At 40.8% G+C, this 22574-nt stretch carries 20 protein-coding genes; 1 reads left to right on the top strand and 19 read right to left on the bottom strand.

What is annotated here, in order from left to right:
• Window positions 1-31 precede the first annotated feature (31 nt).
• From A5888_RS16795 to A5888_RS16770, 6 genes are all read right to left on the bottom strand, one after another.
• Entirely contained in the window at window positions 32-637 is a 606-nt protein-coding gene (locus A5888_RS16795) for a YczE/YyaS/YitT family protein (RefSeq protein ID WP_086350656.1), read from the bottom strand.
• Window positions 637-2067 (bottom strand): glycoside hydrolase family 1 protein, encoded by a 1431-nt coding sequence (locus tag A5888_RS16790; RefSeq protein ID WP_086350655.1) that lies wholly within the window; start codon window positions 2065-2067, stop codon window positions 637-639. Before A5888_RS16790 ends, A5888_RS16795 begins: the two co-directional genes overlap by 1 nt.
• A gap of 74 nt (window positions 2068-2141) precedes the next feature.
• Window positions 2142-2960: a histidine phosphatase family protein gene (locus tag A5888_RS16785; RefSeq protein WP_086350654.1), complete on the bottom strand. Its 819-nt coding sequence runs from the start codon at window positions 2958-2960 to the stop codon at window positions 2142-2144.
• 25 nt (window positions 2961-2985) lie between these two features.
• Entirely contained in the window at window positions 2986-3327 is a 342-nt protein-coding gene (locus tag A5888_RS16780) for a PTS lactose/cellobiose transporter subunit IIA (protein ID WP_086350653.1), read from the bottom strand.
• Window positions 3328-3348: 21 nt separating this feature from the next.
• Window positions 3349-4626, bottom strand: coding sequence for a PTS sugar transporter subunit IIC (locus A5888_RS16775; RefSeq protein ID WP_170924877.1), 1278 nt, complete (start codon window positions 4624-4626; stop codon window positions 3349-3351).
• 21 nt (window positions 4627-4647) lie between these two features.
• Complete coding sequence (locus A5888_RS16770) at window positions 4648-4962, bottom strand: PTS sugar transporter subunit IIB (RefSeq protein ID WP_086350652.1); 315 nt, start codon at window positions 4960-4962, stop codon at window positions 4648-4650.
• A gap of 196 nt (window positions 4963-5158) precedes the next feature.
• Here A5888_RS16770 and A5888_RS16765 point away from each other — a divergent pair, with 196 nt between their 5' ends.
• Complete coding sequence (locus A5888_RS16765; RefSeq protein ID WP_086350651.1) at window positions 5159-7075, top strand: BglG family transcription antiterminator; 1917 nt, start codon at window positions 5159-5161, stop codon at window positions 7073-7075.
• Between the two features lie 152 nt (window positions 7076-7227).
• Here A5888_RS16765 and A5888_RS16760 read toward each other — a convergent pair whose 3' ends face one another.
• The 13 genes from A5888_RS16760 to lepB (A5888_RS16700) all read right to left on the bottom strand — a co-directional run bounded on the left by A5888_RS16760 (window position 7228) and on the right by lepB (A5888_RS16700) (window position 22559).
• Complete coding sequence (locus tag A5888_RS16760; protein WP_086350650.1) at window positions 7228-7953, bottom strand: ABC transporter permease; 726 nt, start codon at window positions 7951-7953, stop codon at window positions 7228-7230.
• Complete coding sequence (locus A5888_RS16755) at window positions 7931-8869, bottom strand: ATP-binding cassette domain-containing protein (protein WP_086350649.1); 939 nt, start codon at window positions 8867-8869, stop codon at window positions 7931-7933. Before A5888_RS16755 ends, A5888_RS16760 begins: the two co-directional genes overlap by 23 nt.
• 87 nt (window positions 8870-8956) lie before the next feature.
• On the bottom strand, window positions 8957-9898 hold the full coding sequence (locus A5888_RS16750) for a sensor histidine kinase (RefSeq protein WP_086350648.1): 942 nt from the start codon (window positions 9896-9898) through the stop codon (window positions 8957-8959).
• 3 nt (window positions 9899-9901) lie between these two features.
• The gene (locus tag A5888_RS16745) at window positions 9902-10600 is read right to left on the bottom strand and encodes a response regulator transcription factor (protein ID WP_086350647.1); all 699 of its coding nucleotides are present in this window, start codon (window positions 10598-10600) and stop codon (window positions 9902-9904) included.
• A 301-nt stretch (window positions 10601-10901) separates the two neighbouring features.
• On the bottom strand, window positions 10902-12299 hold the full coding sequence (locus A5888_RS16740; protein ID WP_086350646.1) for an MATE family efflux transporter: 1398 nt from the start codon (window positions 12297-12299) through the stop codon (window positions 10902-10904).
• A gap of 203 nt (window positions 12300-12502) precedes the next feature.
• Window positions 12503-14356 carry a BglG family transcription antiterminator gene (locus tag A5888_RS16735; protein WP_086350645.1) on the bottom strand — a complete coding sequence of 618 codons (1854 nt, stop codon included), beginning with the start codon at window positions 14354-14356 and terminating at the stop codon, window positions 12503-12505.
• A gap of 122 nt (window positions 14357-14478) precedes the next feature.
• The gene (locus A5888_RS16730; RefSeq protein WP_086350644.1) at window positions 14479-15819 is read right to left on the bottom strand and encodes a PTS sugar transporter subunit IIC; all 1341 of its coding nucleotides are present in this window, start codon (window positions 15817-15819) and stop codon (window positions 14479-14481) included.
• A 4-nt stretch (window positions 15820-15823) separates the two neighbouring features.
• On the bottom strand, window positions 15824-16114 hold the full coding sequence (locus A5888_RS16725; protein WP_086350643.1) for a PTS sugar transporter subunit IIB: 291 nt from the start codon (window positions 16112-16114) through the stop codon (window positions 15824-15826).
• A gap of 128 nt (window positions 16115-16242) precedes the next feature.
• Complete coding sequence (locus tag A5888_RS16720; protein ID WP_086350642.1) at window positions 16243-17637, bottom strand: glycoside hydrolase family 1 protein; 1395 nt, start codon at window positions 17635-17637, stop codon at window positions 16243-16245.
• Window positions 17630-17971, bottom strand: coding sequence for a PTS lactose/cellobiose transporter subunit IIA (locus A5888_RS16715; protein WP_086350641.1), 342 nt, complete (start codon window positions 17969-17971; stop codon window positions 17630-17632). The genes A5888_RS16720 and A5888_RS16715 overlap by 8 nt, the downstream gene beginning before the upstream one ends.
• Before the next feature lie 208 nt (window positions 17972-18179).
• On the bottom strand, window positions 18180-21119 hold the full coding sequence (locus A5888_RS16710; protein ID WP_086350640.1) for a YfhO family protein: 2940 nt from the start codon (window positions 21117-21119) through the stop codon (window positions 18180-18182).
• A 48-nt stretch (window positions 21120-21167) separates the two neighbouring features.
• Window positions 21168-21782: a signal peptidase I gene (gene lepB / locus A5888_RS16705; RefSeq protein WP_249274547.1), complete on the bottom strand. Its 615-nt coding sequence runs from the start codon at window positions 21780-21782 to the stop codon at window positions 21168-21170.
• A 27-nt stretch (window positions 21783-21809) separates the two neighbouring features.
• On the bottom strand, window positions 21810-22559 hold the full coding sequence (gene lepB, locus A5888_RS16700; RefSeq protein WP_086350639.1) for a signal peptidase I: 750 nt from the start codon (window positions 22557-22559) through the stop codon (window positions 21810-21812).
• Between the last annotated feature and the right edge of the window lie 15 nt (window positions 22560-22574).

The raw sequence follows: 22574 nt of genomic DNA, 5'->3' as shown, positions 1-22574 counted from the left end.
ACGCTGCGTAAGATGCCTTTCAAGATTTTTATTATTCTACTTTCAGCAACGGTCGAATCATTTGGCTACTGTACTGACTGGACAGCTTCAACAAAGGGCCAATTAGGAGAACACCTATAATTGGTCCCAACATGAATTTCCCTCCAAGAAGCATACCCGCCATAAAACAGATCAAATCGAGCCCCATTCTTACCTTCGCCAAATCAACCTGAAACGTATCACTCAAAGCAAAGCTCAGAGCAATATATCCCTCTTTCCCAGTATCAGTGGCTGCGGCAATTCCTGAACCAATCCCTATCAACGAGATACCTACAATGACCACACCAATCTTTAGATAGTAGGGCCATTCGATCACTAACTGACGAATAACCAGATCAGTGAAAATACTTGTTGCAATTGGGTTTAGGATCGTCGCTAAGCCTAGCTCCTTCTTATTGATGAAAAATACAGCAACTAAGCAAAGACCTGTGACCAGTAACGATGCTTGACCTACGGAGACTGGCAGTCGCCCCGCCAGCCCTTCCCATAAAACGCCTAAAGCATCTGCACCTAATCCAGTGACCACGCATAAGCCAACACCGATTCCAACAATTGAAGAGCCGACAATCGATAGCAAATATCGAAACAGTTTTTTCATTAATCCAAGTCCACACCGTCAGAAGCAATAACTTTTTTATACCAATAAAAAGAATCTTTTCTGATACGTCTGCACGCTTTGGGATCTTCGTCTGTCCGATCAACATAAACTAAGCCATAGCGTTTTTTATAACCGTTACTTGTTGACAACAGATCGATAGCCGACCATGGCATGTAACCAACGACCTCCACACCCATGTCCATTGCTCGTTTTGTAGCCTGGATATGTTCTCTAAAATAATCGATCCGATAATCGTCATGAACTTTTTCATCGGCAGTCAACTCATCGTAGGCACCTAAACCATTTTCAGTGATCATGAAAGGAATCTTGTAGCGCGTGTATAAATCGCGATAGACATATTCCAACCCGATTGGATCGATCGCCCAATCCCAATCTGTTGTACGCAACTCAGGATTTGGACACATTTGATAGAAGCCGGGATGTGTTTCAAATCCAGACATATCTCCTTTTTTCCCACTTAGATTATATCCTGACCAGCTTCTTTCTGCCCCTTCCGGACACGCATGTGCGCACTGACTGTCATAATAATTGATGGCAAAGAAATCAGAAATATTTTCTGCAAAGAACGCTTCATCGCCGTCTTCCATGACCGGTGCCAATCCCGCCTGCTTCAAATAGGTCAATGCCGCAACATTGTAGTACCCTTTAAAGTAAACATCCAGATAATAGGTGTTCCTCAAGTCATTGGCATTCAGGGCTGCTAATTGGTCTTCCGGCTTGCAGGTTCTCGCATAAACCGGAGCATAGCCTAAAGCCGGACCAGCTAAGCCGCCAACTTCATGAATATACTTGACTGCTGTTGCCTGAGCCAGATTCATGTGATGATTGATTTGATAACGTAACTGGTTATTCTCTTGATATTCCGGCAAGACATAACATTTTTGTGTCCAATATTGAACGATGATACTTTGCTCATTCAATGTGATCCAGTATTTTATGTCATCCTTGAATTCATTGATGACATATTTAGCAAAAATTTCAAAATCCTTGACGACCTCTCGAGAAAGCCAACCGCCATATTTTTCTACCAGTGCCCAAGGCAAATCGTAATGATACAAGGTCGGAATCGGCTCAATCCCATTGTCCTTCAACTCTTTGATTAAATCACGGTAAAACTGAACCCCTGCTTCATTGACAACATCGTCCCCATTTGGAAAAATGCGAGACCATGCAATCGAAAAACGATAGCTGGTAAAACCCATCTCTTTGAATAAGGCGATGTCTTCTTTGTACATATGGTAGTGATCACTAGCTACACTGGCATCCGCAAAGCCAAATTTTTCATTTCTTTCTTTATTGATGATATCTTGTTGCGACAAGCCTTTTCCGTCTGTCTCTGCTGCCCCCTCGACTTGATAGGCACTTGTTGCTGCTCCCCACAGGAAGTCTTTGGGAAATTCTTTGTTCATAATATTCGCTCCTCATCTTTTTATTAAAAACTGAAGGATGAGTCAATAACGGACTGCTTCAGATTTCTCACGGTCTATTGTTTCACTTGGTCCGCAAAGGTCGTGTCACCGATTTTTTCAATGGCATATGTTCCGTCCTCATAGGTCAGCGTAGTTACACTGCAATTACTGATTTTCTCGCCCTTGTATTCGCCAGGTGCAATTGCCTCCATGATGATGGGAATGATCCCACCGGAGGAAACGACCAGCACATTGCCGCCGCCGTTTTTTTCTGCCTGTTCGATCATTTCTTCCATCACAGCCGCAGCACGGGCTTTGATTTCTTCATAGGTTTCAGCCTCTTGTTCCGGATCGACCTTGGCAATATGGTCAGCTAACTCTTCTTCACCAAGCTGCTCTTTCAAAAAATTCCACAGCTCGTCACTATCGGTTGGATAGTCCAGCTTCAAGTCCTCTGCTACCGCAATGTTCATGGCATCATTGGATTGCCCTTCAAAGCTGCCGAAATTTTTTTCTCTAAAACCGACAAGCTCTGTCAGCTCAGGTGCTTTCTCTGCATTTTGGCTTAAAATCAGCTTAGCGGTGTTTCTTTGACGTGCCAAATCACTGGAAAAGGCTGATGTAAAGACAATATCCTGTAAGCCCTCGCCCACTGCTTCTGCTTGCTTCTCGCCGATTTCAGTTAACGGACTGTCACTATACCCCTGTACTTGATTCATCGTGTTAAACCACGTTTTTCCATGACGAACCAGATAAATAGTGATTGGTTCATCGGTCTTCTCCGTCGATGCAGAGGTGCTGCTTTTTTCTTGCTCTGCTGCAGATGAGCCGCACGCCGCAAGACTCAATCCAACAGTCAATACGAGAATCAACCATAGTTTTATCTTCTTCATTTTTAGTACCCCTTCGTCTTCCCCTTTACTGTGTCAGCGCCAGTTCAAATAGATCAATCAAATCTCTCGTCATACTGACTTCACTTGAAATCGTCATCAAATGATCCTGCGCATGTGTAAACAATAGACACGGCGCGTAGCTCATGCCCGCTGCTTCCTTTTGAATAACTGCTGTCTGCGATTTATGGGCCAGTACAATGTTGTCCTTAGCCTCTTTCAAACAGACTCTAGCCGCTTCAAACTCTTTTACTTTCGCATGTTTAATGGCTTCCTGTGCTTTTGTTCTGCCGTTTCCTGCATGAAGGATAATCTGCATTGCTACAGGAATCAGTTCATTTTCCACTTCTTCAAATCGCTCATTTTCCATTCTGCTTTTCACCTCATTTTTTTAAGAAACCACTTCTGCTCCGACCACTGATTCCGGTTGTTGTACTGCTTTTTCCGCTTTTTCTTCTTCAGCGATCACTTCTTTTTCATAAACCTTGAAGAACGGATACCAGATGCCCATATATATCGCAAACAACACGACATACCAAAGAATTGCACGGAAATCCTTCGTCAAAATCACACTTGAAATCGGTGCTGGAATTTGCGCCAGCTGCATCAACTCTGCTGGTATATTTAACAATCCACCTCGCATAGCAAACCAAATCACACAGCTGCCCACGATCGAATTGATCCACATCGGCATCATCAACAGCGGGTTCATTACAACTGGTGTACTGAACACAATTGGTTCATTGATATTAAAAATAGATGGTCCGATACAAATTCGCCCTAAGGTTTTTAATTTTTTTGCTTTAGAGAAACACATCAAGAGATTCAAGCCTAGCGTCGCACCCGTTCCGCCCATCATAATTAGACCAATACTATAAACCGTTTCATTCGTTACGATATTCATCGGGTCTGTTCCTTGTTGTAAAGCCAATGTATTAGCAGCAATACCCGCAATGAAAATCGGATTTTGAATCGCTGACCACAACCATGTAGAAATCCCCATAGAATAAAAGAACGCCGGAATCAAAACCAGTAAAATCAAGCCCGGTAACGATTGTCCAAAATTCTGAATAGGTTCAAACAAACCAATAATTACTTGGAAAATATCGATCTTCAAGCCGAAAATCAATGTTGACCATAGTGCCAAGCTCAGGAAAATAGGAATGATATTGTTGATCCATTCAACAACAAAATCTGGCAATTCACTGTTTTGTAGTAGCTTTAATTTACTGAAATAATGGAAAATCACACTGACTACTGCGCCTGTAATTACACCAATCAGAATCCCTGTAGGACCGACCCGTCCCATATCATAAACGCCTTCTTCTGCACCGACTGGATGAAGAAACATCATTAGCGAACAAACAGAGACGATCCCAGCGGTAATTGAGTAGTTCGGGTGTTTGAATTTTTCCATATACTGATTGGCTACCATGAAGGCCGCAATCAGACCAATCATCCCAAAAGAATAATTAGAGATATTGCCTAAATCAGGCAATGAAGGTAAATAAGAGCGAAACACATTGTAAAAGAAGACGATCGATCCTGTCATGATAAAGGGGATCAGCTTCTGCATTGCACTTGACAGCCCAGCTATCGCTGGCTTTTGTGTCAAAATTTTGGCTTTCGGCGCAAAGGAATTCGCCAGCCAGTCCATGAATTTTTTCATGTTTATTACTCCCTTCGTTTTTTACTTACTTAGTTTGCTTATTGCGAAATCCAGTAGTCCTTCACCGTCTAGCATGCCGTAAATATTCTGTGGAATCACATCTACTACAACCTTATGTGGTGCTGCCTGCTGCGTCATTTCTTCTTTGAATGATGCATAATGAGGACCCAACAGTAAAATGTCGATAGCATCTAGATACTGGGCAGCCTCACTTTCACTCCGTGCATCGATCGATCCGGAAATCCCTCTTTTTTTAGCAGCCTTTCTTGTTTTCTGAGCTAAGAACCCGCTGGACATCCCAGCCCCACAACACAACAGCATATTGATTGTTTCCATTTTCATAACCTCCAGAATGTTTTTTTGTACTGCCAGTTTCTTTTGTCTGCCAGTCGCTTTGTCTGCCTTGATTATTCCGTTTTCAGCTATTTATCTCAACTGAATAGTTGCACTGCACCGGTGCAAATTTCTATTTAAAATCGTTTTCACAACCTTTATACTAAGTGTAGATATACATAGAAAGGGATCGTCTAAGATGAAAGAAAAACAGGAGCAACTACTCAATCTCCTGCTTCAGCAGGATCAACCGCTGTCTTCCCGATTATTGGCACAAACGCTGGATATTTCCGTCCGAACAGTCAAAAGCTATGTGGCTGATTTAAATAAAATAAGCAGTCAACCTGTTATATTCTCGTCTAATTCAGGGTATATGATCGATCCACAGATAGCTCGAACGCTTCTAAACGCTGAAGAGGAACAGGTAATCCTCCCGCAAACCTATAAGGAACGTGCTTTTTATATTATAAAAAAACTACTGATCGAAAATGCTGAGCTTGATACTTTTGATACGGCAGAAGAGCTATTCATCAGTTATTCCACGTTGAAAGCCGATCTATCACGAATGAATAAGACCTTTGAAAAGTACAAGGTGAAATTTGCGATCAAAAATGACTGTATCTTGATCCTAGGTGAGGAGAAGGAAAAGCGCCGGCTGATTTCTTATATTATTTTTGAAGAAATGCCTTACCAGTTCATGGATCAGGAAATCCTTGAGCAAAATTTTAAACCGGCTGATGTGTTGCAGCTATCTACGATCATCCAATTGGTCATGAAAGAATCGAACTATCACATCAATGAGTTCGCTTTTATGAACCTTTTATTACATTTATTGATTCTTGTTGAATCGGTTCGAAATGGGCAATCCTTGATTTCGCGCGATTGGTTCAGCTCATGGCTTCGAAAGGATAAAGCGATGCTCGTCACTCGTTTGATTGAAGAAATCGAAAAAAATTTCCAGCTCACCTTGAATGAACTGGAAAAAGAAGAAATTCATATGCTGTTTCAGGCAAATGTCAATTACATTCCATCCAATAATTTGAAAGAACTGGAAAACATTGCCGGAGCTGAAATCCTTACCGCCATGGAATCAGTCCTTCTAAATGTGCATCGAACCTTTGGAATCAGCTTGAATAGTGAGAGCTTTATGGTTCCTTTCGCTTTGCATTTGAGTGGGCTTTTTTCCAGAGCCAAGCAAGGGTCCTATTTGAAAAATCCAATGCTGCATTCGTTGAAAAAGGAGTACCCAATCGTTTATGATATTGCGATTTTTGTTTCCCTCCGTCTGAGTGAGCGATTTGACATTACGATCAACGAAGATGAAAGTGCTTATATTGCTTTACATATCGGTGCAGAACTGGAGGGACAAAAACGAAATTTTTCTAAAATCAAAGCTGTAGTCCTATGCCCTAAATATATGGGACTGGATGAAAAACTGTATGCGAAGCTCTCTCAGCAGTTTGGTAATGAGCTGAACATCAAAGCTGTCGTTTCACAATTTTCAGCGATTGAAGACTTGATCTTTGAATTGCTGATAAGCACAATCCCAGTACCAAAAAACGAGCGCTATAAAGTTATCAACGTTGCGCCGTTCTACACAGAAGAGCAACGATTAGCATTGGTATCAGAAGTCGCAAACATTCGTTTGAACCAAAAAAAGCAAATTTTAAGTAAAAATTTCGACGCATATTTCGATGAAGCGTTTTTCTTTATCCCAAATAAACAGAAAGAGCGAGATGAACTACTTAGGGAAATGTGTGCGAAACTGGAAGAAGATGGGATCGTAACCTCTGAATTCTATGGACATGTTCTTGAACGGGAAAATGCGTCTTCTACTGCCTTTGAATCAATTGCTATCCCTCATTCTGTTTATATGGATGCCAATAAAACAACAATCGGTGTTCTGCTTTCAAGTAGCGGCATCGATTGGAACGGACGAAGAGTTCACATCGTCTTGCTTGCCGCTATCAACGATTTGGATCGGCAATTGTTTGCTGATATTTATGAAGCGTTGATTTCTTTATTTGATTCTCCTGAAATCTATTCTGAACTCAAACATATTGCAACCTTCGAAGAATTTCGGCGTTTTATTCATTCAAAAATCAGAACACATTGAGTCAGAAAAACTGTGTACGCGCTAAAAGCTAGTGACTGAACTCCTGTCTAAGGTTCGTACTGTCGGATTTGTCTCTCTCCAATTTCATACTCTTTAAACAAAAAAAGCAGGACAATCACGCTGAATGATTGTCTTGCTCTTCGCTTCCTACGTTATATCTCTTGCCGCTTAAAGCTAAAGAACATCAGCAATAAGCCGATAATCCCTGTTCCTCCCACCGATACGAGGGCAATCGTCTGTTCCGTTGCCCCAAGTTCCATTGATGATAATGCAAACGCAGCGGACCATGGAACTATGACCGGCCATCTATCTGGAAACGTGATTCCTGTCACAGCTAAAACAGCAATCAGAATCCCAAATAATATCGTTGGATAGAATAATTGTTTTTGTTTTATCCCTACCCAAGCCAGCGGCAGCATGACCACTGCTGCTGTTCCGGCTGACAACATGAATTTTCCTAAGATATCGAGAAAAGCAAACTCTTGTGTTTCGAAAATAGAGCGATAGCCTAAGTATACGACTAGACTAGCCACTAAATACATGAAAAAGTGCAGGACCAACCAGACGATTAGTTTGCTAAACAGAATCTTTTCTCTCGAGACACCTGTCACCAGCAAATTTTTTATTGTCCGTTCTTCATATTCTCTGTGGATCAAATACCCTAACAACATCGTACTCAAAAAGAAAGTAACCATAAAATTGTTGATCATCATATTTTCAGTTATCCAGACACTTTGTGGCACTTGTTGTACTGGTCCACTGCGTAAAACATCTTTCATCACTGCTAAAAGCGTAAATAAAAAACTGCCAGACAAGCAAACCAAAACCAGCGAACAACGTCGCAGCTTTAAACATTCAATTTTTATTGTGGAGAGCATTGCCTTCACCTCCTACCAACTGACCAAAGTATTCCTCCAAATGAAAGGTCTGATTCGAAATTTCGGAGACAAGGATCCCCGCCTTCACAAAACACTCCGCCATTTTCCCGGCAGCTAAAGTCTTACTATAAATGTGTAGATACTCGTCTTCTGAAACTTCAAAGTCTGTTAGATCCAGCTTTTCCTCCAACAAAAAACTTGCCTGTTTCACATCATCAACCCGTACGCGAATAAAGTCTCGATTTCTATCTCGTAATTCTTGCAAGCTGACCTCTTCGACCAGCCGTCCCTTATTTAGAAAACCGATCGTATCGACCATCTGCTCGATTTCAGATAAAATATGACTGGAAATCAAAATCGTCGTTCCATGCTTCTCGTTTAAGAACAGCAGTAGCTCTCTGATTTCTTTGATGCCCATCGGATCAAGACCGTTGATCGGCTCATCCAATATCAATAGCTCTGGCTCATGGAGTAATGCTGCCGCAATCCCCAGGCGCTGTTTCATCCCCATTGAGAAATTCTTGAATTTCTTTTTTTCGGCAGTATCCAAGCGGGCATCCTCCAAGGCTGTCTCAATTGCCCGATAACGTGTGACCCCACGCATTTCCGCGAGTATCGCGAGATTTTCCGCAGCTGTTAGATTTCCATAAAATGCTGGTTCTTCGATCATCGATCCGGAGCGCGTGTAAATTTCCGTACTCTTCTCTGACAATCTGTCTTCCATGAAATAGATAGCACCAGACGATGGTTTTTGTAAGCCTAAAATCAGCTTCATCAAGGTTGTTTTGCCCGCACCATTCGGTCCAAGAAGTCCGTAAATTTTTCCGACAGGCATATGAATCGCTATATGATCCAAAATCGTTTGCCCATTGATTTCTTTCGTCAGCGCCTTCGTTTGAATCATCCATTTTGACATACTTCGTCACTCCTTTCCTGATAATCCAAGCATAACAGCCAAATCTTACAGAGTTCTTACTCAAATCATAGTAGAGTCTGACATTACTTAAGAGGAGTGTTTGCTACTAGGGAGATAGATTTCGAAGACGCAGCCTTGACCTTCACTTATTGCCGTAATACTACCACCAAAGCGCCGCACCAACTCTTTGGTAATCGCAAGCCCCAATCCTGAGCCCGTTTGAGCGCGCGCCGGGTCGCAACGATACAGCTTTTGAAAAATGAAAGGCATATCCTTTTTGGAAATCCCAATACCATCATCGGCGATTTTTAATCTAATTCCCTCTGATTCCGCGTTCAAGCTGAGAGAGAGACAGCTTGCCTGACTATGTAACAGACAATTGTTCAGCAAATTCTCAACGATTCGCGTATAAGCCACTGGATCTATTTTAAACAGCAGCGGCTCTTCTCCGATCTCTATATGATAATGTAGTCCTTGTTGTTCAAATTGCGGTAGCCACTGAATCGTGATTTCTCTGGTCAGCTCATTCAAATCAAGCGTCTCCAAAAGAGCTGGATCTGTGAACGCTTCTTGACTATCTTCCAGCTTAAACCAGAAGAACAACTGATCCGTCAATGTTTTTAACTGTTCCGCTTTTTTCAGCACAAGGGGTAAATATTCTTGCAGTTTTTCTTTCTCTAAATAGCCTTTTTCAAAAGCTTCCAAATAACCAATCAGCGAAGTCAAAGGGGTTCGTACATCATGAGCCAGATGGTTCAAAAAGGTACGCTGTGATTGTTCAATACGGCGCAATTCATAAATCTCGTCATTTTTATCAGCAAGAAGCTGATTGAGTGAAAAACCGATTTCTGCCAACGGCTCCTTAGGTGGTAAGACAATTTTTTGCCGTGAATGCTCCGTATGCGATAACTCAACTAAGATGGTCTTGATGCGATTCAACTGGTGCTTGATTTTTCTGCGATAAGCGAAATGATGCAATCCTATCGACACGCTAAACAGAAAAAGAGCAATACTTATATACTGCCACATGTTTTATGCCTCCTTTACCTTGAAGCGATAGCCAACACCCCACACCGTTTCTATAGGCTGCTGCTGTGGATCTACCTGTCTGATTTTCAAACGAAGTCTACTAATACATGCCATCACCGTGTTATCTGAATCCAGATATTCCTCTTGCCAGACCTGTTGGTATAGCTGTTGCTTAGTAAATACCTGGTTTTTATGTTGCATGAAAAAATACAGCAACCGATATTCATACTCCGTCAGTTCAAGCATTATTTCGCCGATTTTGATCGAATGAAGCGCAGGCTCTATTCGAAAAAGTCCTACTGTCAGGGCATTTTGAGATTTGACTTCCATCTGGCTAAACTGTGTGGAGCGACGAATCTGTGACTCGATACGTGCAAGTAGTTCCTGAATACTAAAAGGTTTCGTCAAATAATCATCGGCCCCCAAACGCAGCCCAGACACTTTATCCGATTCATGTTCCTTCGCTGTCAGCATCAAAATAGGCACTACACTAGACTGCCTGATTTTCTGCAGCACCTCGAAACCGTTCAGCTTAGGTAACATGACATCTAGAATAATCAGTTGAAATTCTTCGTTCTGAGAGTGTGCTATTCCTGTTTCTCCATCCTCAGCAGTTTTAACTTGATAGCCTTCCTTAGTCAAGCATTGCTTTAACAGGCTTCTTAGCTCACGATCATCATCAATAACCAATACTTTTTTCATCTTCCCTGCCCTCTTTTCTTTCGTTACCTTCATCATAGGAAAATCTACCACATTGTACAACAGACTAAAGTCGAATTCTTCTTATATTTTGCGATCTACTCGCTATTCATCCCATTCTAAACGGTCTTCAGAGTTTATCAAATACACACATATCTGGTTCTTATTTCCTAAAAAAGAGAAATTTTCTTTCTTTTTTTGCACACTAATAGGCGAACAGATTTTTACCTATTCTTACGCTTTATCCTTTCCATTTTTTCACTAGTCAGAAATCGTCAATCAACAATAGCTTATTTTTTACTGCTTACTCTTGGTATTCTTTATTCATAGATAGCAACTTCTGATCAGCGCTTGCCTTTTTCTTATAAATGGCTTTCCGAGCATAGTCAAGCTTGAATAAATAGATAGCCAGAGCCGCCACTAGAGTTTCTGCCAACACGAAAGAAAGCCAAACACCATGGATTCCTATTAATTTGCTAAATAGCCAAGCAATGGGTAAAAGCAATATGAGTTGGCGCAGCAAAGTGATGCTTAGAGAAAAAATGTTGCTGCCTGTTGCCTGAAAATAAGAAGCGAAAATATAACTAAAAGCACCGAAAACAAAGCTCATGCTCATTATCCTCAACATACTGATTCCCACAGAAAGCACTGCTTCATCGGTAGTGAATAACCCCATGATTTCCTTTGGAAGCAATAAAAATAGCAGCGACCCAGCTACACTGAAAATCGTTGATAGAACGAAAGAAAGCTTCAGGGTCTCTAATACTCTCTCCTTATTTTTTGCGCCATAGTTATAGCTCAATATAGGCAAGGTACCTTGAGCCAATCCGCTAATTGGCATATAGACAAAGGACTGCAGCTTGTAATAAATCCCAAATACCGCAACACCAATTTCAGACATACCTTTTAAGATCAGATTGATTCCACTTACCATGACAGAACCTATCGACAACATCAGGAATGATGGCATACTTATGAAATAGATTTCTCTGAGCATTCGTCCATCCCAATTCAATCCTCGAAAAGAAATCGACAGCACTTGCTTGCGAAACACCAATGAACTTATAGCTGCCAGCATAGCAAAAATCTGACCCACTACCGTGGCAAGCGCCGCACCTTGAATCCCCATTGCTGGAAAACCAAACCAACCAAAGATAAAGATTGGGTCCAGAATAATATTTGTTACTGCTCCGATCAGCTGAAAGAGCATAGGTGCAACCATATTGCCGCACGCCTGCAAAATCTTTTCGATCGTGATCTGAATACTCTGACCAAAACTAAAAAGAATGATAATGAGTGTATAATCACCACTAAGCTTTATGACCACTTCATTGCTCGAAAATAGTTTCATGAACGGCTCTGCTAAAAGCAAGCCAAGAATCACTATAACTAGATAATGAACAAACGAAAGGATCAATCCTTGAACAGCTGCCTGTTCTGCCTCTCGTACTTCCTTATTGCCCATTTTTCTCGCAATATACGCATTTACTCCTGTACCAAATCCAACAGATAAAGCTAAAATCAGATTCTGCACAGGAAATGCAACAGAGAGTGCCGTCAATGCTTCATTGCTGATTTTTGCAACAAAAATCGAATCAACAATATTATATAAAGACTGCACGACCATTGATACTATCGGTGGTAACGACATACTTAAAATCAATGGTAGCAGCTTTCTTGTAGCCAGTTTATTTTTTTCCATATATACCTCCTACTATAAAAAATATTAAACAAAAAAAGCCACGTATTTTTACTGTTTGTTTTTACGGGAAACAGCAAAAATACGTGGCATGACCATGCAATTCAGTTTTTATGATATAACGTTAAACGCCTTCTCAACCTGTTAAATACGAAGACCTACTTTTTATATTACACATGCAAGTATCAGAAGACTTACAGTTGCACTCACTTGCACATTTCAATAAATGTCTTAAAGTCCGTTTGTTTCGATAGTTTCTTCACAAAGCGACCTTCACTTAAAATTTTGACTAATTGACTAAATAATTCTTCAAAAGAATTGTCTCGTTCTTCTTTCATCGCTAAAAGTAAAACCAAGCGAACACGATTTCCTCCCCAGTCAATGGGCTTCTCTAAACAGCAAACAGCTACCGCATTCTTTAATGCGCTCCGTTGAATCGCATGGGGGATCGCATAATAGTTGCCATAGGAAGTACTGGATAGCTGTTCTCGACTTAACACTTTTTCTGAATAATCCGGTTTACAGTATCCATGATCTGTAAGATTTTTACATAAGAAGGTGATGACCTCTTCTCGACTCTTAAAGGTTTGTCTTGAAAAAAACAATTCTTCTTTAAAAAATTGATTTAAGATGGATTCAGATGAGTGCCGTTCATCAAGGAGTACTTGAATATTTTTAACATCCTCATCCGTGAAAAAGGAATCATACTGGTAAAAAGGGATGTTTTTTGAGAGTGTCAGGTGTTCGGTAGATAGAACCAAGTCGATTTCATCGCCCAGTAAATCCTCCACATCAAACACTGAAGTCGATTCAATCAGTTCTATTGAATATTTTGTGATTTTTTTCATCTTGTTCCGCACAAGCCGACGACTGGCTACACCATATGGACAGATCAACAACAGCTTTCGTTTTTTCCCATAGCTGATATTTTCCGATGCGGAGAGGAAATGCAGCGCAATATAAGCAATTTCATCATCAGGAAAAGTAATGCCCAATTCCTTCTGAATAAAATCAGCCGCAAAAACACTGACATTATAGATAAAAGGAAATTTATTTTTCATTTCCTCCGTCAACGGATTCGTTAAATATTGCTTTTGTATTGCTCGTTTATATAGTGCGGATAAATGAGTGATCAAGTAGTCCTTCATTCGTTCATCTGCCGAAAAATCAATGTGAAAAACCAGAGCGATATGGGTCAGTAAATGATCCACAACTGCAACGAACTGCTCCTCATTTGCTTGATCTGCTACTATAAACTTTCCTGAATAAAGGCGAGCAATATAATAAAGCTCCTGTGAAGGGATCACGATCAATAATTCCTTCTCCAATTCTTCAATGAATTGCTTCGCCAGTTCATAGCTACGCGCATCAATTTGTTTTGTTCGGTCAATTTGTACATAACTACCTTTACTGATTCGCTCAATCAAAACAGCTACATGAAGAATAAATGAAATCGTAGAATAATCATTCATCGCAAATTGATTTTTTTTATGATAAGAAACAATTAAACCAGATAGTCGCTTCAAATCACAAAACTCAAAATAATCCGCATATTTATCTAAGCTTAGCTTATGACTCTCTATTTCCTGATTGAGAAATATATTGAAAATTTGCCGTTTTTGCTCTTCTTCTCCTTCAATCAATAAACGGTTATGCTTACGTACCACACAAAGAGATTCATCGCGTTGAGCAATTACTCGGTTCAATTCCTTAACGATTCGATCGAGAGTGGACTCACTGATGAAAAACTCATCCGCTAATTCATAAAATCCAGTATCCTGTCCGTCGATGATCCGATTCAGCAGTTCAAATTGTAGATTCTGTGGTTCGTTTTCTATCATAAAATTGTCTAAATGATGATGAGGATCATGAACAAAATACCCCTTCCCTACTTTCGATTCAATAACAGATGTCTGAAACATATTATTGATCTGCTGAATATCATTCCGCACGGTTTTCGAGGAAACATCCAAAGCCTCAGAAAGACTATTCGCTGTCATCAACTCTTGATTTCCCATTAGTTTTTTAATCAACTCTGTTTGCCTTTTTGAGATATTCATACTTACCTCCCGAAACTCTTTCGCCTCTCTACAGTATACCATTTCCATCAATTAAATAACAATACACCCGAAAAATAATAGGGAATAAGGTCAGCTGTTTACTGACCTCATCCTTCCTTCTTTCATTCCCCTTTTGTAGACGCTTCTGCTGCGGGTGTTGATTCTGCTTTTGCATCAGAATCAGCTTCCAAAGCGACTAGATTTTTTTCATACACCTTCAAAAATGGATAATACATCAGTCCGTTTAATAGGATCAATACGAATACCAGTACTACTGCTCGCCAATCCATAGTTGACAGGAAAGCCCCGATCGGTGCCGGCATTTGCCAAGAAAAGACGGCAAATGTTTTTCCAACAATTCCCCAAGACATACATAAATACGTCACTATCCCGTTAAATACGGACGTTAGGATGAATGGAAAGAAGAAGATCGGATTCAGCATCAAAGGAGTTCCGAAAATGATCGGCTCTGAAATTCCAAAGATCGAAGGCAAGAAGCCGATTTTCCCTACCGTGCTCAATTGTTTTGAACGAGAGCGCATCATCAAGAACGACAAAGCAAGAACGGAACCAGAACCACCAATAATGACGAAATATGTCCAAAAAGGAGTTGTAAAAATATGCGATAAATCAGAGCCGGACATTTTTTCGGCTGCATTGATCGACAGATTTCCATCACGAATCGGTCCCAATATCCCGGCAAGTGCTGCATCGTGGATACCAAAGAACCAGAATAGGTGGATCAGGAAAATAATTAGGATCGTAAATGGCAGACTATCCGCCGCTTTAAAGCTTGGAGCCATAATATCATATAAAAATTGAACAGCTGTTGTTTCCATAGAATGGAAGATAATGAAAATCACTGAGAAAAATGTCATTAAAATAAGACCGGGAACCAATGCCGCAAATGTCTCTGATAAAGAAGCGGGCACACTGTCAGGCATTTTTATTCGTCCAATATTCTTTTTACGCATCCAATGGTAGCCTTCTACGGTAACAATTGCGACAAAGATTGCAAGTAGGATTCCGCGACCATCCAGAAAACTGATTTCAACTTCTTTGCCGTCCCAGCCCAGTTTCAACGGCTCTAATACCAACATTAAGAATCCCGCAATCGCAAACATCATCGGACGCAGAATATCCTCTTGATAATGACGACAAAGATAATAAGTAATCCCAACACAGATGAACAACGACATTGCACTCAAAGTAACTCCGCTGATCCAATTGAGAATCATCCCGTTTTTTTCGGCAAAATCAGCCCATGCCAGAATGAAGCCATTCGTTGTATCATCTGTGACAGGTGCAGCCTTCAAAATGATTGGAATCGATCCGAATAATGTAATTGGCAGCATGGACATAAACGCATCTCTAGTCGCTTTCAAATGTCGCTGCTGGCTCAACTTATTAGCAATTGGAGAAATGTACTGATCCATTTTTCCACTTAATGTACTAAACCCCATTTTTTTATCCTCCTATCAAGCTTTTGATATCTTCATAAACACCCTTGCCATCCATCATGCCATATTTCACTGGAGAAATTGCCTGCACAGGTACATTCACTGCTGCTTCGATCTGCGGAAGCAGAAAGCGAATCTGTGGTCCGATCAAGACCAAATCAACATCAGATAGATAATCCTTGTATTCAGATTCACTATAAGCACTGACTTTTACTGAATTTTCTGAAGCTGCTTCTATTTTCTTTGCAAGAATCCCTGTAGACATTCCTGCGTTACACACTAACATGATTTTTTTCATTTTCTTTCCGCTCCTTTTCTATTTTGGTGAAATTGATCCTTATAAGCCGGCTGAGAGGAACGATTGCTCCTCACACCAACTTTTCTATTTCAACATCTCACAAGAGATCCTTGCCGATCGCATCACTATTAATTGAACGGACGACGCTTGATCAATGCCCCTTGGCTTTCAATGATTTCCTTAAACCAATAATAAGAAGCTTTTGGCTTTCTAATTTGATTATTCTCAAAATCGACAGCTACGATGCCATAGCGTTTCTCAACACCATTCTTCCATGAATACAAATCAAAGGGTGCCCAAGCATAATACCCGCGTATATCACAACCAGTATCTATTGCATTCATGATTGCATTGATATGATCATTCATAAAGGAAATACGATAATCATCGTTGACTCGATCAACGGTCACATCTTCACGAACACCGATCCCATTTTCAGTCACGTATAACGGACGCTGGTAACGTTGATATGCTTCAATCAACCCATCTTCCAACCCCTTCGGATAGATCTCCGTATCCCATTCCGTTGTTTCATTGTTCGGGTCTTTGACTTGTTCAAACCAGTTTTTGATTAGTACCTTACTCTCACCTTTTTTCCCGCTATGGTTGAATGTCAACTGTGTTTCACCCTCAGTATATGGTTTGACTAATGTCCGAGAATAGTAGTTCAGTCCAATGAAATCCACCGTATTATTCTTGATGATTTGCAACTCGTCCGCCTGCATAAAGCTGATATCATGGTTCTTCGCCAACTCAGCCACCAGGTCGATCGGAAACTCACCAAGTGCTGCTGTATCTAAAATCCAATTGTTGCAATAGTTGTCAGCATACCGCATCGCAATCTTGGTTTCAATCGTATCATCTACTCCATTGACAGGGGTATAACTATGAACGATCCCGATTTGCCCCTTGTAGTTTCCCTCTCTAAAAGCTCTTACACCTAAAGCACTCGCATACATAACGTTGTACGCAGCAAGCATCGTTTTCTGAGTATCCTGATAGCCTGGCGGATAGTTGCCGATTTTATACCCGTTGACTACAAACCATTTTGGTTCATTGAAGGTCGTCCATTTCGTGATTTTATCGCCAAAGCTTTCATAGCAAACTTTTGCATAGTGTTCAAACGCAGCACACACCTCATGGTTCAGCCAACCGCCTGTTTCTTCCCAATACTGAGGTAAATCCCAATGATAGAGTGTAACGAAAGGCTCGATCCCATATTTATGACAAGCATCCAAAACTTTATGGTAAAATTCGATTCCTTTTTCATTTCTTTCTCCGGCTTTATTTTTGATGATCCTCGGCCAAGCCAATGAGAAACGATAGGAATTCTGACCACCCTCTTTCATCATCCGAATGTCCTCTTCATAACGATGGTAATGATCACTGGCAATATCCCCATTTTCTAAGTTTGCCTCATGAAGATAATGGTCCCACATTGATTCTACTTTATCATCTACATTCCAAGCACCTTCACACTGATAAGAAGCTGTTGCACCGCCCCATAAGAAATCTTTATCCATTGCTTACCGTCTCCTTCCATTTATACAATTCACCTAATTCTCCGATCATGTCCACAGCAATATCTGTCGAGGAAAGATGTCCCTCCGCATGTACAAGTAGTAAATCTACTTCCTTCATCCGTTCTTCCGATGACAGCTTGCGTAACAATTCTGCATGGGCCTTATGAGCCAACTTTATTTCCTCTTTTGCTTCCGCATATTTTTCATCAAACAACGCATCGTTGTTTTTTTTCACTTCAATCAGCGCTTCATAAGCACTGCTTTTGGCATTTCCCGCATGCAGAATGATCGCCATAGAATCTAATTCTGTACTAAAATCATTTTCTTTCAGCATAGCATGACCTCCTTGTTCTTCTATACTTACTATAAAACGTTTTCAATCCAACTTAAAATTTTTCTTTTCCACTTTTAAAGTGGAAACTATTCGCAAATCAAAAGATTTACCACTTTGAAAATGGAAAAAAATGAAAGGAAAAGACATTCACCTGTAGTAATGTCACGCAACAAGTGAATGTCTCATAGTCTGATTCGGCAAAGAGAGCTTATTCTTGCCTATCTTCTTTGGGGCTATCCAAGGACAGCTCTTTTTTTAAGTGTGTTTCTGTGTGGAGAGCGAACCCAAATTCATCATTCTCGCTGAAGGAGAAGCGCGTCATCAATGAACTTTCCTCTGAAGCATCTACCGGTTCCTTTTCTTGAACAAAGCTGGAATCCTTAGAAATAGCAGCATTGTCTTCTACAGCCGTTGATATGTCCAGAGTCGCTTTATCTTCCTGCGTTTCGGCTGGCAAAATCAACTCTTCCTTTGCTTCACTATCCAAGTTATCCGCTGTTTTCTTCATCAGCTTCGGATCATTCCCGATAGTACTTCCTGTTGTCACTTGATAAAATGGATCATTTTTGCGGCCGCTTAAGACAAACAGGTATCCACCGAACAGCAGCACACTGCCAATGGTTAGTATTGTACCTACCTTCAGTCCTGGTGGCAGATACACAAACTCAATACTATGAGTTCCCATTGGAATTTTCACCGTCAAAAAGGCATCCTTGAAACGAGGAATTTCTGACTGTTTCCCATCAACCAAAACTGTCCAGCCTTGATCATAAGGAATTGTGGTAAAGAGCACTTGCTCTTCGTTGGTTACCACCTCGGCCTTTGCTCTACGACCAGATACCTTGAAAGTAACACCTTTTTTTTGAATTGCTTTGGCAGACTCTTCAAACAAGTTACTATCTAACAAAGCGATATCTGGTGTCAAGAAGCTGAATACCTTACTCCCTGTAAGTGTCACTGAAAATTCTACCGTTGTTTCTTCCTTATACATGCCCAGATCGTAATATTGACCCGTCATGTTAATTCGTGTCTTTTGACTGGTACCATTCACTTTCAACTCAATATTTCCTCCACCTAAATCATCATAGTTATAAGGAAATAAGCTGAGGTACGCTTGTTTTCCAGCTGGAATCACAGCTTCCCATGTCACAATCTTTTCAGAATATTTCTTTTCATCCTCTGCCCGATAGGTCACCAACCCTTCCGATTCTTCCAGCTCCACATTGTCCAACTCAATTAATTCCGGTTCCATAAAGGTGTAATACTCGACGTCTTTCTCCGCTAACTGATTGAATAGAGATGTCTGACTCCGAACTTTACCGTCTTCATAGACCTGCTCATCTGTCAGTACACCTAATGGCATCGCATACTCATTTTCATACAAAGAATACTCCCCGCTTTCAGCTTGCTTCGTGAAACCAAACTTATGCATATCTTCTTTGGTCAGATTGTATTTGATTCCTGAGATGACATCCATTAATAACGTGTTGTTCAAATAGTTGATTTGTAAGTTCGTCCCCCAAGAACGATAGCCTAGATCATGCAAATACGACAACGAATGGCGATTACGAATGGAGGAGAACATGGCTACTCCGCTGTATCCATAAGCCAAACTATCATTTTTCGTCACTGGATCTAAGGTCTCCATACGGTAGAATAAATTGTTTTCCGACTTTGTCTGATCGACCAATGACTTGATATCTTTATAAGAACCATTGTATCGTGCAACAGTGGGATAGGACCATTCTTCTTCGATGCCGGAAATAATACTGTAGGCGTTGACTCCGCCCTCTACGCTGACCACAAGAACAAAGAGCAGTCCTAGCCATTTCGTGTGACGTTTCTTCTGCAAAAATAGAAGACCTAAATAACCAAAGCATAGAACAACTGTCACACCAAAAGATAACAAGGTCACATAGTTATACAAATCACTGTAAGAACCAATCAATTTGACACCAGTAAACAGCAACACTAAAACAAATACGATGTTTAGCAGTCGATCAATCCCCTGTTTATTCAAACGCTCCCAGCCATAGCCAGCTAGCGCAATAACTAGAAAGGAGAAACTAAAGCTATAACGAAATGGAAACATGTTCGGCGTGTGCAGACCATGCCAGAACAGATTCAGCGGCTCCAAATAGAAGCTGAGAATCAGAACAGCGAATAAACCGCCATAAACCAACTTCTCTCGTTTCGTGGTCTGTTTACTGACAAAGAAATACAGACAGAGGATCAAAGACAGTAACCCAACAAATACAAAAGGGACTGCCCCAAACATCGTCGTATCATAGACCCCTACGAAATTCTTGGCAATCAGGTCCAATGGACCAGTGCCATCGGTCAAGATCGTTTGTACCTTCGACATCGCTTCCCCATTGTTTTTCAAATCCAGAATGGTGGGCAACAACATCGCCATGGCTGCCCCACCTGCTAATAAGGAGGTCGTCAGATACATAAGAATCGGCTGTTTTCGTTGCCCTTTTTGCAACAATAGTGCTCGTGCACAGAAATAAAGGAACGTAAAGAGCCCGGCCATGAAAGCCATATAGAAATTGGAAATAAATAACAAGACATAACTAACAAACAACAGTGTTGGTTGTCGTTTCTCTAGTATCCGATGAATCCCCAGGATGATCAATGGCAAATAAATGAAGGTATCCAACCACATCACCATCTCTGAAAAGGCCAAAGCAAAGCCCATCAGGCTATAAGAAATACTTAGTCCAACATGCCCCCACTTCGGCAGCTTGAAGGTCTTCAAACTGTAATAACAGAATGCTAATCCTGAACAGCCAAACTTAAACAACGTTAGGAAATAGAGAAATTCAGGAATTTGTTGGTTATTAAAAAAATATACTAACGGTGTAAATATCCCCCCTAAATAATAGGAGATAAATGACCAGTAATTCAGCCCAAATGAAGCATACCAAGTATAAAAGATACTTTCTTCTCCTTTTAACATGGTATTATAGCTAGCAAAGAAATTGCCTAGCTGACTGAAGGAATCGCTAGCCATGATGCTCTTCGTACTGCCTGGGTAAATACCAAACAGTCCATATACAACTATCAGAATTAGAATTGGCAAGGTGAATCCTAATAACAGCCATACTCCCGTTTCTTTTGTAAACTTCATTCTCTTTTTGATCATACTTCTCCTTTTCTCCTCCAATTTCCATTCATTTCCGCAGCCAACTGTTTAACGCAGTGAACCGATTGAAGCAAAGGGAAAATAGCGAAAAACAACTATCCCTTCTATTTGCTCCTTCGAAATCAATCCAAAGCTGCGGCTATCATTGGACTTTGCCCGATTGTCTCCCAAAACAAAATAGTGATTTTCAGGGATTTCGCTACTGCCAGCTAACATCAGCTGTACTTCAGAAGCGATGGTAATCTTCAACGTTCCATCAGGTAATCCCTTTTGTCCTTCAAAAGAGTCGTTACTATTCAAGTACAGAGTATTTTCCTCCACTTTGATAAAGTCCCCCGGCAGCCCCATTACTCGTTTGACAAACGATTCTCCTGGCTGATCCCTTGGTTCAAATGTAATCAATGCATATCGTTCCACTTCCTTTGTTTTTTTGACTACAATTCGATCTCCATCTTTCAAAAAGGGAACCATGGAAACCCCGTCAACAGTATGTTTGCGAAAAGCAAATAAAAAAAAGAGAACACCCACAAGAAACACCACCAGCAGACTATTGATCAACCATGACTGCAGCTCTTTAGATATCTGTTTCTGTACGTGTCTCTTTCTCCCGTATTGTCTATTGCTGGCACTACCTTTTTGATTTCTTCTTTTGCTCTTCTGCACTTTAAAACAGCTCCTTTCGACGAGAAATTACAATCCACTCATTTTATGAAAGGGGAAGAGCCGCATCTTAACAACGCCTACAATCTGTGACTTTTTGACTGTCCCATAATCCCGGCTATCTCTCGCGTAAATTCGGTTGTCGCCTAAGACAAAATACTCTTCTTTGGGGATTACCTCTTCTCCAATCACTTGAGACAAGGTGAAATCTTTCGTGAGTATCATCCCCATCTGATGGCTGTCATACTGCTTCTTCTCTAAGAAGCGCTCAACTTGATATACATCATTAATAAAGAGCTCATCATTTTTATAGAAAACTCGTTCCAACGGTAAGCCAATCACTCGACGAATAGAAAGAGTGTCCTCTTCCTCATCCTTAATCAATACCAAGTCAAAACGTCGAATCGCTTGGCGTTTATTGACAAACACCACATCTCCATCAGCTGCTGCCGGATTCATCATATACCCTTCTGTTCGGTGAATCGTAAAGGTAAACAAGGAAATTAGGTAGACCACACCTGCTGTCAAAACCAGGCTAGCACCTAATTGAAAAAAGGTCTTCTTGATTTTTTTCTTACGCCCTATTTTCCGTTTCTTTCGTTTCCGCCTTACTACTTGTTTAGTCGAATGCCTACTATCCTCAACAGAAGATATCCGCTTCTTCTTACTCAGGTTGCGTTTTCTTTTTTTTGCTTTCTTTTCTTTCGTAGTAATAATCGGATACTCGGCCGTTTCAGAGATTCTTGCCCTTTTTCGTGCTCGTTTCTCATTTTTTTTCATGTTCGATTCCTAGTC

Source organism: Enterococcus sp. 9E7_DIV0242, from assembly GCF_002140975.2.
Lineage (GTDB): Bacteria > Bacillota > Bacilli > Lactobacillales > Enterococcaceae > Enterococcus_L > Enterococcus_L clewellii.
This window is presented reverse-complemented; position numbering and strand designations above follow the sequence as displayed.